Origin of the sequence: Baaleninema sp. (genome assembly GCF_049974805.1) — a bacterium.
Lineage (GTDB): Bacteria > Cyanobacteriota > Cyanobacteriia > Cyanobacteriales > Geitlerinemataceae > Baaleninema.
Map to the genome: position 1 here is coordinate 1 of NZ_JBNGCO010000067.1, position 14,876 is coordinate 14,876.

General features: G+C 52.4%; 17 protein-coding genes. 6 read left to right on the top strand and 11 right to left on the bottom strand.

The window, feature by feature from the left end; all coding sequences use genetic code 11:
• Positions 1-81 precede the first annotated feature (81 nt).
• Together ACP5D4_RS13550 and ACP5D4_RS13555 are read left to right on the top strand one after the other, a co-directional pair.
• Positions 82-771: a hypothetical protein gene (locus tag ACP5D4_RS13550; RefSeq protein ID WP_428012154.1), complete on the top strand. Its 690-nt coding sequence runs from the start codon at positions 82-84 to the stop codon at positions 769-771.
• 153 nt (positions 772-924) lie between these two features.
• Complete coding sequence (locus ACP5D4_RS13555; RefSeq protein WP_428012155.1) at positions 925-1,443, top strand: L,D-transpeptidase; 519 nt, start codon at positions 925-927, stop codon at positions 1,441-1,443.
• A gap of 113 nt (positions 1,444-1,556) precedes the next feature.
• Here the strand turns inward: ACP5D4_RS13555 and ACP5D4_RS13560 are convergent, their stop codons facing one another.
• The 11 genes from ACP5D4_RS13560 to ACP5D4_RS13610 all read right to left on the bottom strand — a co-directional run bounded on the left by ACP5D4_RS13560 (position 1,557) and on the right by ACP5D4_RS13610 (position 10,666).
• Positions 1,557-2,156, bottom strand: a complete 600-nt coding sequence (locus ACP5D4_RS13560; RefSeq protein ID WP_428012156.1) for a Uma2 family endonuclease — start codon at positions 2,154-2,156, stop codon at positions 1,557-1,559.
• A 417-nt stretch (positions 2,157-2,573) separates the two neighbouring features.
• Positions 2,574-3,449: an alpha/beta fold hydrolase gene (locus tag ACP5D4_RS13565; RefSeq protein ID WP_428012157.1), complete on the bottom strand. Its 876-nt coding sequence runs from the start codon at positions 3,447-3,449 to the stop codon at positions 2,574-2,576.
• Positions 3,450-3,507: 58 nt separating this feature from the next.
• Positions 3,508-3,852, bottom strand: a complete 345-nt coding sequence (locus ACP5D4_RS13570) for a DUF1815 family protein (protein WP_428012158.1) — start codon at positions 3,850-3,852, stop codon at positions 3,508-3,510.
• Between the two features lie 379 nt (positions 3,853-4,231).
• On the bottom strand, positions 4,232-4,444 hold the full coding sequence (locus tag ACP5D4_RS13575) for a DUF2839 domain-containing protein (protein WP_428012159.1): 213 nt from the start codon (positions 4,442-4,444) through the stop codon (positions 4,232-4,234).
• Positions 4,445-4,497: 53 nt separating this feature from the next.
• Complete coding sequence (locus tag ACP5D4_RS13580; protein WP_428012175.1) at positions 4,498-5,142, bottom strand: LON peptidase substrate-binding domain-containing protein; 645 nt, start codon at positions 5,140-5,142, stop codon at positions 4,498-4,500.
• A gap of 203 nt (positions 5,143-5,345) precedes the next feature.
• Complete coding sequence (gene rpsJ, locus ACP5D4_RS13585; protein WP_063718164.1) at positions 5,346-5,663, bottom strand: 30S ribosomal protein S10; 318 nt, start codon at positions 5,661-5,663, stop codon at positions 5,346-5,348.
• A 100-nt stretch (positions 5,664-5,763) separates the two neighbouring features.
• The gene (tuf, locus tag ACP5D4_RS13590) at positions 5,764-6,993 is read right to left on the bottom strand and encodes an elongation factor Tu (protein WP_428012160.1); all 1,230 of its coding nucleotides are present in this window, start codon (positions 6,991-6,993) and stop codon (positions 5,764-5,766) included.
• A 24-nt stretch (positions 6,994-7,017) separates the two neighbouring features.
• Positions 7,018-9,093, bottom strand: coding sequence for an elongation factor G (gene fusA, locus ACP5D4_RS13595; protein ID WP_428012161.1), 2,076 nt, complete (start codon positions 9,091-9,093; stop codon positions 7,018-7,020).
• Between the two features lie 219 nt (positions 9,094-9,312).
• Positions 9,313-9,783 (bottom strand): 30S ribosomal protein S7, encoded by a 471-nt coding sequence (gene rpsG / locus ACP5D4_RS13600; RefSeq protein ID WP_428012162.1) that lies wholly within the window; start codon positions 9,781-9,783, stop codon positions 9,313-9,315.
• A 79-nt stretch (positions 9,784-9,862) separates the two neighbouring features.
• Entirely contained in the window at positions 9,863-10,237 is a 375-nt protein-coding gene (gene rpsL / locus ACP5D4_RS13605; RefSeq protein WP_063718160.1) for a 30S ribosomal protein S12, read from the bottom strand.
• 84 nt (positions 10,238-10,321) lie between these two features.
• Entirely contained in the window at positions 10,322-10,666 is a 345-nt protein-coding gene (locus tag ACP5D4_RS13610) for a HesB/IscA family protein (RefSeq protein WP_428012163.1), read from the bottom strand.
• 281 nt (positions 10,667-10,947) lie between these two features.
• On the opposite strand from ACP5D4_RS13610, the gene hetR reads away from it, so the two are divergent.
• The 4 genes from hetR (at position 10,948) to ACP5D4_RS13630 (ending at position 14,624) form a co-directional block, all read left to right on the top strand.
• Positions 10,948-11,856 carry a heterocyst differentiation master regulator HetR gene (gene hetR, locus ACP5D4_RS13615; protein ID WP_428012176.1) on the top strand — a complete coding sequence of 303 codons (909 nt, stop codon included), beginning with the start codon at positions 10,948-10,950 and terminating at the stop codon, positions 11,854-11,856.
• A 374-nt stretch (positions 11,857-12,230) separates the two neighbouring features.
• A complete protein-coding gene (locus tag ACP5D4_RS13620) occupies positions 12,231-13,040 on the top strand; it encodes a sigma 54-interacting transcriptional regulator (protein WP_428012164.1) in 810 nt (269 codons plus the stop codon).
• 362 nt (positions 13,041-13,402) lie between these two features.
• Positions 13,403-14,035 carry a 4Fe-4S binding protein gene (locus ACP5D4_RS13625; protein ID WP_428012165.1) on the top strand — a complete coding sequence of 211 codons (633 nt, stop codon included), beginning with the start codon at positions 13,403-13,405 and terminating at the stop codon, positions 14,033-14,035.
• Complete coding sequence (locus ACP5D4_RS13630) at positions 13,935-14,624, top strand: hypothetical protein (protein WP_428012166.1); 690 nt, start codon at positions 13,935-13,937, stop codon at positions 14,622-14,624. The genes ACP5D4_RS13625 and ACP5D4_RS13630 overlap by 101 nt, the downstream gene beginning before the upstream one ends.
• Positions 14,625-14,876: the final 252 nt, after the last annotated feature.

Sequence of the window (14,876 nt, forward strand, 5' to 3'; positions counted from 1 at the left end):
GATTTTTGCCGTTCTAAACCTTTAGGCGTTCAAGTAGTAATGTTGTTCTTTTTTGACCTCTTTTAAACGGAGATAAAAATCGTGAAACGCTTCCAGTTAACCAAGATTGGGTTCGATCGATCGATTTTGCTGGCAGTCTTGACTCTTTTGGGAATGGAACCTGCGATAAGTTCGATTTCACCCACAAAAGAGTCTTCAGCAACACCTGTTGTCACTGATATGCTTTCAGATGAGCTCAGTGACACTTGGGACGTTAAACAAAATCGATCTCTTTTAAATTCGCCATTGTTATTAGACAAACAAGCCGCTCCCCCGTTTCCTTACGATCCGGGTCCGGATTACCTCCGACCTGAGTTTATCAACCCTAATTCCCCCTCCCAAACTCTCTCGTTTTCTCATATCGATTTGACTGGGGCTTGGACTGTAACCGTTGGTCTTTTCGCGGTTCCCAATTGCTCGGTCATCGCGAATTCAACACAAACCTATGGAGTGCGCTTGTATTCGGGACCTCCCTACAGGATTTCTGGACCAGGGGTAAACGGTGGTGTAACTCGTGTGGATATCTACGAAGGTGCAGCTTTTTCCAATTCTCAATTCTCGGGTCGCGGTCAAGTTTTAACTTGGTCGGGGACTCTAAGCTCCAACGGAAATACAATTCAAGGACAAGTCTCTTGCGGCAACACTGCCAGTATCCCGTTCACCATGACGCGAGTACAAACACAAGTGGGAGAACAAGATCGACCGGCTCCCCCGAGAAGAGGTTCTTGGTAAAAAGAACCATAAAAATTGAATTTTATGGAAATTGTGGTTTGATTAATTGTAAAGTCGCCACAATTTCCCCAATTTAAAATTACAAACTTAAAACTATCGATAGCCTAGATAAACAAAAAAATGATAAGAACAAATTTATTATCGTATTTTTGTGTGGTATCTACTTTAATGCTTGGTGGCTTTACGTCTACCTGCTTCGCTCATCAAGTCGATCCATCTAAAAATATCAAGGATGTAGTTTTATACAAATCATTTTTAAAAAAAGAAGGAGATTCTTCTTCAGATATCTGGTTGCAAGTTAGACTCTCAGAACGAAAAGTGTATTTAATGCGAGGGGATAAAAAAGTAATACAATTCCCGGTTGCTGTTGGTCGAGACGGATGGGAAACCCCAATAGGAGAGTTTTATATTATAGAATTAACAGAAGATCCCTGGTGGGAACATCCATTTACTGGTGAAGTTTTTTCGCCAGATAATCCCAACAATCCGATTCAAAATTATTGGATTGCGTTTACAGTTATCGACGATCTTTGGTATGGATTTCACGGAACTAACGATTTTGATTCGGTAGGTCAAGCCATCTCGCATGGCTGTTTGAGAATGTATGATGAGGATATTGCGTTACTGTTTTCAAAAGTTTCAAATGGAACTAGGGTTCAAATTATTCCTTAAAAGGATATCGATTGATTTTTATTTAAAAAATTTTATAAATACCCCCAGTTTCTCCAAAAACATGGGGGGGGCTAAAATCTCCAAACTTACAAAAACAGCGATCGATTCAAACCTTAAAAGACTCCACCCACTGCCGATTCACCGTCTAACGTAGCGGGAATGTCGGTGTCTTCATAGATGTCGGCGATCGAGATCGCACAGTTCACACTCGCAAGTTGGATGGGATCGGTGGTAGGTGCGATCGCCCAGTTGCCACGATCGACCTTTTGGAAAACCTCAACCTGCTGGCGATCGGTGGAGACGAGAACGTATTCTTCGAGACTAGGGATAGTGCGGTAGTCGGCGAATTTTTCAGTTCGATCGAAACGAGCCGTCGAGGGAGAGAGAACTTCGATAATCAGGCGGGGATATTCGATGTATTGCTCTTTGGATGGGCGATCGCGATCGTCGCAGCTGACAACGACATCGGGATAGTAGTAGGCATTACTGGACTCGACGCGGGTTTTAGTGCCTTCGGAGAAGGGACGACAACCGGAACCACGAAGGTGAATTTTGAGGGTGGTGGCTAAATTGAGGACGATCGCACTGTGATTTAGCGTCCCGCCTGTCATCGCGAAGACTTCACCGTCGCGGTATTCGTGGCGGATGGGGCTAATTTCTTCGGCGGCGAGGTAGTCTTCTGGGGTGATGTAGAGGGGATCGTCGGCGAGCATGGTTGGAGTGGTGAGGAGACTAATTTTAGTTGAGCGATACTGGCTTCAACTTAACGCCGGACAGCCCCTCCAACACAGCAGGGCAATGCGCCCCTCGATCGATACCCGCTTTCCGTGACATCCTCCCGACGCTGACTCTACGGGTACAGCGCGGGCTTCCCAACCTCGCAGTTAGGTATTCCTGCCCCACGCCACTTATCTAGGTCATAGACCCCCGACAGACCGACTTGACAGGCTGTTTCCGTTCCCCAGAGTCCCTGGGCTACATCGCTATAGTTTACCACAAGCCATAGCCAATGCAAATGCTTGTCTCATCCCCATCGAGGGGAATCGACTTCTCAAGGGGAGTCCATGTATCCCGACGCTCACCTTTCAGGTAGAGCGCGGGACTTATAGCTCCGGTGAACCCCTCATTAGTTAAACCTTAAAAAACTCCAACAACTCCCGATTCACCGTCTGCGGAACTTCCTGCTGAATCCAATGACCGCACTGAGAAACAAACTTAAGCTGAAAAGGTGCGGAAATGAGCTTATCGAGTCCTTCAGTTAAGGTTTTACTCAAAAACGAATCGTCCTCGCCCCACAAAACCAACGTTGGAACGGAAATCGTACCCGGCGATCGCGTCCAGGTTTTGACCCAGCTTTGAGGCGTCATGAGCTGGCGATAATACTGCACGATCGCTTGCAGAACGCCGGGTTTTTCCAGAGCGGCTCGATAAATTTCTGTATCTTCTCGGCTAAACGCCCCCTTACGCACCGCGTTATCCCGAAAAATATTGGTCACGAAATTTTTCAGGTTGTTCTGAATCAGCCATTCGGGAAGGGTGGGAATTTGCAACGCGAAAACGTACCAACTGCGGCGAAGTTGGTCGATATTTCCGACGAGTTCTCGCGTGAAGGTTTGAGGGTGAGGAGCGTTGAGAATAGCGAGGCGATCGAGCAGTTCGGGGAATTTTTGGGCGCAATGCCACGCGATCGCACCGCCCCAGTCGTGACCCACCAGATGAGCTTGACGGTAGCCCAGGGCGGAAATTAACCCCCGCACGTCCTCGCTGAGGGTATCTAAGTCGTAGCCGCTTCGGGGCTTATCGGAATCGTTGTATCCGCGCAAGTCGGGAACGACCACCTTGAAGCGGCGGGCTAAGGCGGGAATTTGGTAGCGCCAGGAATACCAAAATTCGGGAAAACCATGTAGCAATACGACAAGTTCTCCTTCACCTTGGGTGACGCAGTGAAGGCGAATGCGATTGGTATCGATGTAACGATGCTGCCAACCCAGCTCGATATCTGTCATTGAAGAAAAACCAAATCAAAGCGATCGAACCGCTGAAAACGGGTTCTCTACTTTTATTTTAGGCTTTTTGAACCGCTGCCGGTCGGTATTCGCTCGGTGCGATTTGATATTTCACCAGATTGGCCAGTTCTTGCAGTTGCGCGATCGCTTCGGCGCCTTCGAGTTTCATCAGTTCGCGATCGTCGCGCATCTCCGTCCAGGTGATGCCGTAATCGGACACCAAAAAGCGAATCAGGTGGTTGTCCCCCAGGCTGACCATGAACGAGGCACTGTTCATCTGACTGCCACAGGTGTAACACGAAGCCAGGTATCCCCGACGCTCTAGCACGATGGCTAACGCCTTGAGATTCATCACTAGCTCTCGCACGAATTGACGGTGCTGTTCGGCAAGTCGTATAAACACGGTTCTCCTCCTATCACGCGAAACACGCAGGTTAACATTTTTAAGATTTACTTAACAATCTATCTCATCTCGGTCTTTCGATCGACCTAGCACGCTCGCTGGAGAAAGGCAGTCAGTTATCGAGACCTCTGCTTCACGTTAACCTACTTTCTGGAAACGTTGCGTATCTTCGATCGCAAGTCACAGCGGGGATCGCTCGGCTTCAGAAACGCAAACAAACGCCTAGCCCCCGCCGTCTCTTGACTTCAAGAAGCGGGAGCCGGAGCGCGATCGAACCCACAGAGCTGTCTGTAGAAATCGACAATCTCTAGCGACAAGCCTCGGACGAATCCGATTTTGATGATGAGTGAGAGGTTAAGTTATTCGAAATTTCTATAATTTATTGCAAGTCCCACCACCCGAGCGCCGGCCCGATGAAAATCACGGTCAGCCAGATCGCGACTAGCGCCCCGATACCGACCCACGCGCCTTTCGTCGTCCAGTTGACAAACTGCTCGGCTTGTTTTTTGGTGATGGGAACCCAGGGCAAAATGTACGGGTCTTTGCCGTATTTCTCACCCAGGGCTTCTTTTCGACGTTTTGCTTCGCCCATGACAGTTTCGATCGAATCCTACACAACACGCGACAATACCACCGCTGCACCGGCTACCCGTCAAACGTATCTTTCAAGACCGTCCGAGCAGCCAGGTGGTTGCGGGTCGTCGTCAAAATTTCGGCTTCCCGTTCGAGACGTTTAGCCGTATCCTGCATTTCGAGCAAATCCTGTTGTTCGCTGGCGACGCCGTAGAGATTTCCGGCGACCCAATATGACAACTCCGTCGGCAGACTGGGAATGTCGTCCGGTAGCTCGATCTCGCGATCCATCAGCTTAGCAGACAGGCGTACCACGTCCCGAAGCAGTTGTTCGACTTCGGTGGCCATCGATCGCAGGTCTTGTTCTGGGGGATCGTCTTCGATCCACTCCACTAATCCCACGTAATAGGGTTTTTCTCGCACGTATTCGAGAACGCGGAACCGCTGTTGCCCCAGCGTCCAAATCTTCATGCGGTCGTCGGGAAGCCGTTGGTGCTGAACGATTTCCGCACAACATCCGATGGCAGTGGTCTGACGACTCACAGGGTCTAACATCAACACTCCGAAGCGGCGATCGCTGTTGAGGATGGTGTTCATCATCATGCGATAGCGGAATTCAAAGATGTGGAGTGGGAGCGGTCTGCCGGGAAACAACACCACCTCCGGAAGGGGGAACAGTGGGAGTTCTCGAACCGCGATAGAAGACGAGGTGGCCATTATGTCGTCTGTCAAAACTGTGCTTCTCTATTTACTGTAACGCATTGAAAGCACTTGACATACTCACCGCCCGCTTAGGGACTGCGATCGCCCAAACCGTTCGGCTGAGGCGCACGGCGAAGCCTTGCGATTTGGGTTTTGGCTTCCTTCTGCTGACAAGGCCGAGGGATTTTTCCAAAAGAAAACCACCCTCGGCGGAAGAGTTAAAGTTTTACTTCGATATCGACACCAGCGGGTAAGTCCAGCTTCATCAGGGCGTCGATGGTTTTAGAAGAAGGTTGGTAAATGTCGATAATGCGGCGGTGGGTGCGCGTCTCGAAGTGTTCGCGGGAGTCTTTGTCCACGTGGGGCGATCGCAACACGCAGTAAACGCGCCGTTTGGTGGGAAGAGGAATCGGGCCGATCGCCGTGGCGCTGGTGCGGTTGGCCGTATCGACGATCTTATCGCAAGAGGTATCGAGCAAGCGTCGATCAAACGCTTTGAGTCGAATGCGGATTTTTTGTTGCTGAATCGTTGCCATGATCTTAAGTTGTCGAGGTTCAGTTGTCGAGGTTCAGTTGAAAACAGACAAGTTTAGGGGCGCACGCAGTGCGCCCCAGAGGAAAGTCCGGCGGATCTAACTATTCGACGATCTTAGCCACCGCACCGGCGCCGACCGTCCGGCCGCCTTCGCGAATGGCGAAGCGCATTCCTTTTTCGATCGCCACCGGGCAAATCAGTTCCACCGTCATTTTAATGCGGTCTCCGGGCATGACCATTTCAGCAGCACTGCCGTCGTCAGCCGTGAAGTCGCTGATGGTTCCGGTCACGTCCGTCGTCCGCACGTAGAACTGAGGACGATATCCGGGGAAGAAGGGGGTGTGACGTCCGCCTTCTTCTTTTTTCAGGATGTAAACCTCAGCCTCGAACTTGGTGTGAGGGTTGATCGTACCGGGTTTCGCCAGCACCATACCCCGTTCGATGTCGGTTTTTTGAATCCCACGCAGCAGGACGCCCACGTTGTCGCCAGCCATCCCTTGATCCAGGGTTTTCTGGAACATTTCCACACCAGTAACGGTGGTGCTGCGAGTGTCTTTGATTCCGACGATTTCGATGGTATCGCCCACTTTTACGATGCCCCGTTCGATCCGACCCGTTGCCACGGTTCCGCGACCGGTGATGGAGAATACGTCTTCAACTGCCATCAGGAAGTCTTTATCGACATCGCGCTCGGGAGTCGGCACGTACTTATCGACTTCTTCCATCAGTTGCAGGATCTTATCGACCCATTCGTTCTCGCCAGCGGCGATCGCCGGATTTTCTTCGAGCGCTTCGATGGCTTTGAGAGCCGAGCCGGTGACAATGGGAATGTCATCGCCAGGGAAGTCGTATTCGCTGAGCAGTTCGCGGACTTCGAGTTCGACGAGTTCGAGAAGCTCTTCGTCATCGACTTGGTCTTGTTTGTTCAAGAACACGACCAAGCTGGGAACGCCCACCTGACGAGCCAGCAGAATGTGTTCGCGGGTTTGAGGCATCGGACCGTCAGCCGCAGACACCACCAGGATCGCGCCGTCCATTTGAGCGGCTCCGGTGATCATGTTTTTCACGTAGTCCGCGTGTCCCGGGCAGTCCACGTGAGCGTAGTGGCGGTTTTCGGTTTCGTACTCGACGTGAGCCGTGTTGATGGTGATACCCCGCTCTTTTTCTTCGGGAGCGGCGTCGATGTCGGCGTATTTGCGAGCTTTCGCTTTACCCGTCACGGCGAGAGTTCCCGTGATCGCAGCCGTCAGCGTCGTTTTACCGTGATCGACGTGACCGATCGTACCGATGTTGACGTGGGGTTTGTTCCGTTCGAATTTTGCGCGTGCCATGAATCCTGTGTTCCTTCTCCTGTGTTATGCGTTCCCTTTGCTTTTTGCGATGATTTCTTCAGCGACGCTACGCGGAACTTCGTCGTAGTTGCTGAATTCCATCGAGAAGATACCGCGACCTTGGGTCTTGGAGCGGATATCGGTGGCATAGCCGAACATTTCAGCCAAAGGGACTTTGGCGGAGACTTTCGCCATGCCCTCGTCCGTCTCCTGACCTTCGATCTGGCCTCGACGGGAGTTGAGGTCGCCAATGACGTTTCCGATGAATTCTTCGGGAACTTCGACCTCGACTTTCATCATCGGCTCTAACAGAGCCGGCGATGCTTTGGTGACGGCGTTTTTAATTGCCATAGAACCGGCAATTTTAAAGGCCATCTCGTTGGAATCGACCTCGTGGTAAGACCCGTCAACCAACGTGACTTTCACGTCGATCAAGGGATAACCAGCAAGGATACCAGATTCGCAGGCTTCTTTCATCCCATTTTCGGCCGGACCGATATATTCTTTCGGAACCGAACCGCCGACGATTTTGGAGACGAATTCAAAGCCGCTTCCGGTTTCGCCGGGTTCCAGTTCGATGACCACGTGACCGTACTGTCCTTTACCGCCGCTCTGACGCACGAATTTGCCTTCGGCTTGAGTCGGTTTGCGGATGGTTTCGCGATAGGCCACCTGCGGCGCACCGACTTCGGCTTCGACTTTGAACTCGCGCAGCATTCGATCGACCAGGATTTCCAGGTGCAGTTCCCCCATCCCGGCGATCACGGTTTGGTTGGTCTCGGCGTCGGTGGTCACGCGGAACGTCGGGTCTTCTTCCGATAACGCTTGCAACGCTTTGGAGAGTTTCTCCATGTCGGCTTTGGTTTTCGGTTCGACCGCAACGGAGATCACCGGCTCGGGTATGTAGAGCGATTCCAGAATAACGGGAGATTCTTCGTCGCAAATCGTATCCCCTGTTAGGGTCTGTTTCAACCCGAGCGCTGCGCCGAGATCCCCCGAACGCAGTTCGTCCACTTCGATGCGCTCGTCGGCTTTCAGGACGATCAGGCGCGAAATCCGCTCTTTCTGATCTTTCGTGGCGTTGTAAACGTAGCTTCCTTTTTGGAGAACCCCCGAGTAAACGCGCACGAAGGTCAAGCGACCGTAAGGGTCTGACATGACTTTAAAGGCCAGGGCTGACAGGGGGGCTTCGTCGTCCGCCGGACGCTCTGCCACTTCTCCATCGGGCAAAGTACCCTGAATCGGCGGGACTTCAATGGGAGAGGGCAGGTAATCGACGACGGCATCGAGCAGACGCTGGACGCCTCGGTTCTTAAAGGCCGAACCGCAGAGCATGGGAACCATGGTTCCGGCGATCGTCCCTTTGCGCACCGTGGCGCGGACTTCTTCTTCCGTCAGCTCCTCTCCTTCGAGGTATTTCTCCATCAAAGCGTCGTCGGTTTCGGCCACCGCTTCGAGGAGTTTTTCCCGATATTCAGCCGCCAGTTCGGCGACTTCTTCGGGAATCTCGGTCACTTGAATGTCTGTACCGATGTCGTTGGTGTAGATGTAGGCTTTTTGTCCGACGAGATCGACGACGCCGTGGAAATCGCTTTCGCTTCCGATGGGGATTTGGATGGGGACGGCGTTCGCCCGCAGCCGATCTCGAATTTGGTTGTAAACCTTGAAGAAGTTCGCACCCGTGCGATCCATCTTGTTGACGAACGCGATCCGGGGAACTTTATAACGCTCGGCTTGACGCCAAACGGTTTCAGACTGGGGCTGTACGCCACCGACGGAACAGAAAACGGCCACGACACCGTCGAGAACCCGCATCGAGCGTTCGACTTCGATGGTGAAGTCAACGTGACCCGGGGTATCGATAATATTGATGAAGTGGTCGTTCCAGCTCGTACTGATCGCAGCGGCAGTAATGGTAATGCCCCGCTCCCGCTCTTGAGCCATCCAGTCTGTTACTGCCGTTCCTTCGTGGACTTCGCCCATTTTGTGGACGATCCCGGAATAGAACAGGATACGCTCTGTCGTGGTCGTTTTTCCTGCGTCGATGTGAGCCGCAATACCGATATTGCGTATTCTGTTAAGCGGGACTGTTCGTGCCACAATAACCTCCCTATTGAATCTGCCGCTGTGTCACTCGGGTTGTGAGTTACGAGAACGCGGGTGAAGTTCGATCGGGGTTCTTTCACACGCGGCCGCCGCGTCCGAATTGCTGGCGCAACCCGTCTGACGCGGACACAACGTTCCTTATTGTATCTTAATATTCTGGTGCTTCTGAAGCTTGTCCGATCGAATTCCGAATGTCGTCTAGCGAATCGCGGTTTAGTACCGATAGTGCGCGAACGCTTTGTTCGCTTCCGCCATACGGTGCGTTTCTTCCCGCTTGCGAATGGTGTTTCCGGTTTCGTTGGCCGCGTCCATCAGTTCGTTGGCCAACTTCATCGCCATGGTTTTTCCCGAACGCTGGCGCGACGCGGCGATCAACCAACGCAAGGCTAAGGCGGTTCCGCGATCGGAACGCACTTCCATAGGAACTTGGTAAGTCGCACCGCCGACTCGACGCGCTTTGACTTCCACTAACGGCGTCGCGTTGCGGATGGCGGTTTCAAATAATTCTAAGGGGTCCGATCCCGTCCGCTCCTCGACGATCTTCATGGCATCGTAGATCAGGTTCGAGGACAGAGATTTTTTACCGTGGCGCATTACGCGACGCACCATCATACTCACGAGACGGCTGTTATAAACCGGATCGGGAGGAACCGGACGTTTTTGGACGACTCTGCGACGTGACATAAGTTTCTGTATCCGCTATTAATTTACGAACTCACTAGACAACAGGTAACGAACAACGACCCGGTGAAGGTGGCGGGCCTTATTCTTTCGGACGTTTGGCGCCGTATTTGGAGCGACCTTGACGACGGTCTTTTACGCCTGCGGTATCCAAGGTGCCGCGCACGATGTGATAGCGCACGCCGGGAAGGTCTTTGACACGACCGCCGCGCAGCATGACCACGGAGTGTTCTTGGAGGTTGTGACCGATGCCGGGAATGTAGGCGGTCACTTCAAAGCCCGAGGTCAGGCGAACCCGTGCCACTTTACGCAGGGCGGAGTTCGGCTTTTTCGGCGTTGTGGTGTACACCCGCGTGCAGACGCCTCGTCGCTGAGGGCAGCTTTTTAAAGCGGGCGACTTCGTTTTCTTCTTTGCCTTCTGGCGCTCGCTGCGAACGAGCTGCTGAATGGTGGGCATAGGTAATGTAGTAAGCCGACTATGCTTCTAGTTTGGAAACAGTCTTTAACTATACCAATCTAAGGCGGCTCTGTCAATGCTGTGTTAGTGGCTAGAAGGGTCGTTTTGAGGGACGAAGGAATGACCGCAACTACAGGTTCGCTCGGCATGGGGATTGTAAAAGCGAAATCCTCCTCCCATCAAGTCTTCGGTATAGTCGATGGTCAATCCTTCGACGTAAGGTAGGCTGGCGCCGTCGACAATGAGGGGGATGCCTTCAAATTCACAGGTCCTGTCGTCGGCGCTGAAGGTTTCGTCGAAGTGGAGATCGTAGTATAAGGCGGCACAGCCTCCCTCTCGCACGCGAACTCGCAAACGAGCGTCGGTATGGCTCTGTTTCGATTTCAAACGTGCGATTTCTCGCACGGCAGTGGGACTCAAAACAATCATGGAAAATCGACGAACGGGGCAAGGCGATCGATTGGCGTTCGGTCTCGATCGGCTACTATTGAGTATATACGGGAATCTTCCTCCAAACCGAAGCCCTTTACGCCGAATCGATCGAGCGGATGGCTTTGGCTTTCTATCCCGACCGAACAGGTGTGCATCGAAACAAGACCATCAACAGAAAACGAGATCGGTTGATTCTGGGTCAATATGGGTAACGATCGTACACAAATCGTGCGGAGGAGACTGTGAAACCTCCAAAATTAGAAGATTCGGGAATTGTAATGAATAAAGATACCGATTTGATCGAACGCCTAAGTCCGAGCGCAATGGATCAAATCATGCTCTACTTGGCGTTTATCGCCATGCGGACGAGCGGACACCGACATGGGGCGTTTCTCGATGCTGCTGCCACAGCTGCTAAATGTGCCATTTACTTAACGTATTTGGAACAAGGGCAAAACTTACGCATGACCGGACACCTGCATCATATCGAACCGAGGCGGGTCAAGGTCATTGTCGAAGAAGTCCGTCAAGCGCTGACTGAAGGCAAACTCTTAAAAATGTTGGGGTCTCAAGAACCCCGCTATCTGATTCAGTTTCCGTATGTTTGGCTCGACCAGTTTCCCTGGCAACCGGGAAAACCCCGCATTGCGGGAAACAGCCTTTCCCCCGACGAAAAACGCCAACTGGAACGGAAATTCCCTAAACCTCTCCCTGACGCTCAGGCGATTAACTCTTTCCAATTTATGGAGTTGATCGAATTCCTTCACAGTCGCTCTCAAGAAGATCTGCCCCCTGAACGCCGGATGCCCCTCAGCGAAGCCCTCGCCGAGCATATCAAACGGCGTTTGATTTATTCGGGAACGGTCACGCGCATCGACTCCCCTTGGGGAATGCCCGTCTACGTCCTGGCACGCGCCTCCTATTCCCCCGCCGACGATGAGGAACGAACCTATATTTTAGTCGAAGATACGGCTCGCTATTTTCGCATGATGCGGGATTGGGCGCGGCGCTCCCCGACGACGATGCGCTTGCTGGAAGAGTTGGATATCCCCAGCGATCGCCTCGACGACGCCTTCGCGGAACTCGACGAACTGGTTCGCGGTTGGGCCGATAAGTATCACGAGAAAGGTGGCAACCCCACGGTGTTGCAAATGGTGGTCGGACCTCGAGACGACAGTTTGTTTTAAAGCTCTTGTTTTAAGGCAAAGACGGGTTGGGACTCGATGTCCTCATCGATTCTTCTTGATTCGGCGAAGGGATTTTTCCATCCCTTCGCTTCGTCGTTTCAGACCTACAGGAGTGACGCACTTGTGGGTTAAGAAACCCAGTTTTTCGTTCCGACCTTCGGGCTGAAATAACGGAATCTTGTTAAAATCTGGGTTTCGGCATCAGTCCTAACCGAATTCATTTTCCTCTCGTTCCCTAGGAACGGGTGGAAAAAAACACGGCCGCGCCGAGGATACAGCCCAACAATACCAACGGAACCCAGAGATTTGGTACGTCAGCCCAGGTCATAGCGCTCGACTAGGATAAAGAACGAACGACAGGAGATCGCTCCCAAATGATAGCCTCCGATCGCGCAACTTGGCTCAAAACCCATACGCCCCTCAAAAACCTCCCCGAAAACACCCTCGCCGACTTCGCCGACGCCATCGAGGATCGATCGATCCCCGCCGACACCCACCTCGGAAAACGCAAGACGCCCCCAGACGGATTGTACGTTCTCTTTGAGGGACGGCTTTACTGCCATCGCGATACCGGGGAATTCTGCTCGACTCCCGGCGCCGTTCTCTACTTACAAGATCTCTTACTCGATCGCCCCGTTTCCGTTGTCGCTACCAGCCTCACCGACACACAACTTTGGTGGATTCCCCGAGAACGGTTCCAACAACTGCTCCATCGCCATCCCGAAATCAGCCAAATTTTCTCGCAACAACTGGCCGCCGAACTCGATCGCGTCTCCAACCAACTCGCCTACGAACGCGATCGCCAAATCGCCCTCCGTCCCTACCTCGTAACCCGCATCCGACGGGGCATCATCGGCAGCAGTCGCTACGCCCAACGGCTTCGATCGCAAATCGAAGAGGCCTCGCGCGATCGCCAATCCGTTCTCATCTTCGGCGAACCGGGACTCGAAAAAGACAATATCGCCGCCCTCATCCACTACGGCTCTCCCTGGCGTCGGGCACCGATGCTTCAACTCACCAGCGGACTCCTCCAAACCAGCGGCGCCGAACTCTTCGGACGCATCGGCGGAAAACCGGGACTCCTCGAATGGGTGGGAAGCGGAACCCTCGTTCTCAACAACGTTCAAGACTTACCAGAAATTTTGGGTCTAAAGCCTCGCCCTTTCAGGGCGACTCTGCTATAAGGGAGAAACTGGAGCGGTATTCAACCCGTTTAAAAACCGAGCCTCTAATCGAGGCAACTGAACCTTGAAAACTAGAGTTAGTGGGTTCTGTTCGGGAAGGCTCGGGCAGGTAAAAGCTCTAAGCAACAAGTACAGAGAACCAATTTTTTCGCGGATTCTCAGGTACGGTAGGGCATACCGAAACCTCCTCTGCAATGGGGAAAACGCCTAGGGAGATAAACCCCTCTGGTATTCATTGGCAACGATGGATAGTAAGGGTTGTCAACGAACTAGGAATCCCAAACCGTGAGGTCTGGAGAATCGCCGCTCTTTTAAGGCGGCGAGTATGTCAAGGTATCACCACCTGGCTGTTCGCCCTCGTCGTGATTTTGCTCTTTATTGGACCTCAAACCCGCGATCGCAACATCGCCCTCAATCTCTTTTGGGCATGGTGGTGGCCGCTGATTCTCATCGGCTTCCCCTTCGTGGGGCGGCTGTGGTGCGCCGTCTGTCCCTTTATGATTTACGGCGAACTCGCTCAGAAACTCTCCCTCAAACTCTTTCCCCGACAACTGCGACGCTGGCCCCGCGAAAGTGCCGAACGCTGGGGCGGTTGGTTCCTCTTCGGACTGTTCGTGTTGATTTTCCTCTGGGAAGAACTCTCGAACCTGGAAAATACTGCCTATCTCTCCAGTTGTTTGTTGCTCCTCATCACGGCGGGGGCGGTCATCTTCTCCCTGATTTTCGAGCGGCGGTTTTGGTGTCGCTACCTCTGTCCCATCGGCGGGATGAACGGTTTGTTTGCGAAGCTCTCGATGACGGAGTTACGGGCGCGACCGGGGATTTGTTCGGCGGAATGTACGACCTATCAGTGTTATAAGGGCGGTCCTCGGAAAGGGGAAGGTCAAGACACGGATGGCTGTCCGCTGTATTCTCACCCGATTGCAAGACAACCGCGATTGCGTGTTGTGTATGACTTGTTTGAAAGCTTGTCCCCATCGTTCGGTGGAGTTTAACTGGCGTCTTCCAGCCATCGAACTGTGGACGACGCACCAACCCCGAACTTACGAGGTGGCGTTGTTGTTTTTGTTGTTGGGGGGCGTGTTCCTCCACCGCTTACCGCAACTGCAACAGCAGTTTGGGTTATCTTTCGATCTGACTCGGTTTTTACCCCATTTGGAACTGTCGGTGTTGGCGTTGTCGGTTCCGGTTCTGATTCCGGCCATCGCCTATGGGTTGCTGTGGGGCGTCCGTCAGGTTGGAAACACTCCGAAACCGCGATCGTTTGTGGAGTTGGCTTATGGATATTTGCCCTTGGTGTTGGGGGGCAATCTCGCCCATTATTTAACGTTGGGACTGGGCGAAGCGGGGCGCGTGCTTCCGGTGACGCTGGCGACGTTTGGCTTGGACGGGGCGAATTTGCCGATTTGGGTGGCGGATGCGGCAGTCATCTCGTTTTTGCAAGGCACGACGTTGGTAGTTACTGCTTTGCTTTCGATCGTGTTGACGCAGAAGATTGCTAAACAGCCCTTTTGGATGTTGCTGCCGCACCATTTGGGGTCGATCGCTCTCGCGATGGCGTTTGCTTCAGTCGTTCTCGATTAGAGATTTCTCATTGCACAATTTTTGACCTCAATTTGACAAGATTTTTACAAAAATTAACGGGGCGGCGCGATTTTTTTGGGGTGGAGACTTGACAAACGAGCCGATAGGCGAGAGTATATTTTTACAATGGGAGTGTGTCTAGTAAGTTGATTTTTTAGTCAATAATTTCGGCAGACTATTGTTGAAGGTTGATTGTGTTTGACCTCAATTTGACAAGATTTTTACAAAAATTAACGGGGCGGCGCGATTTTT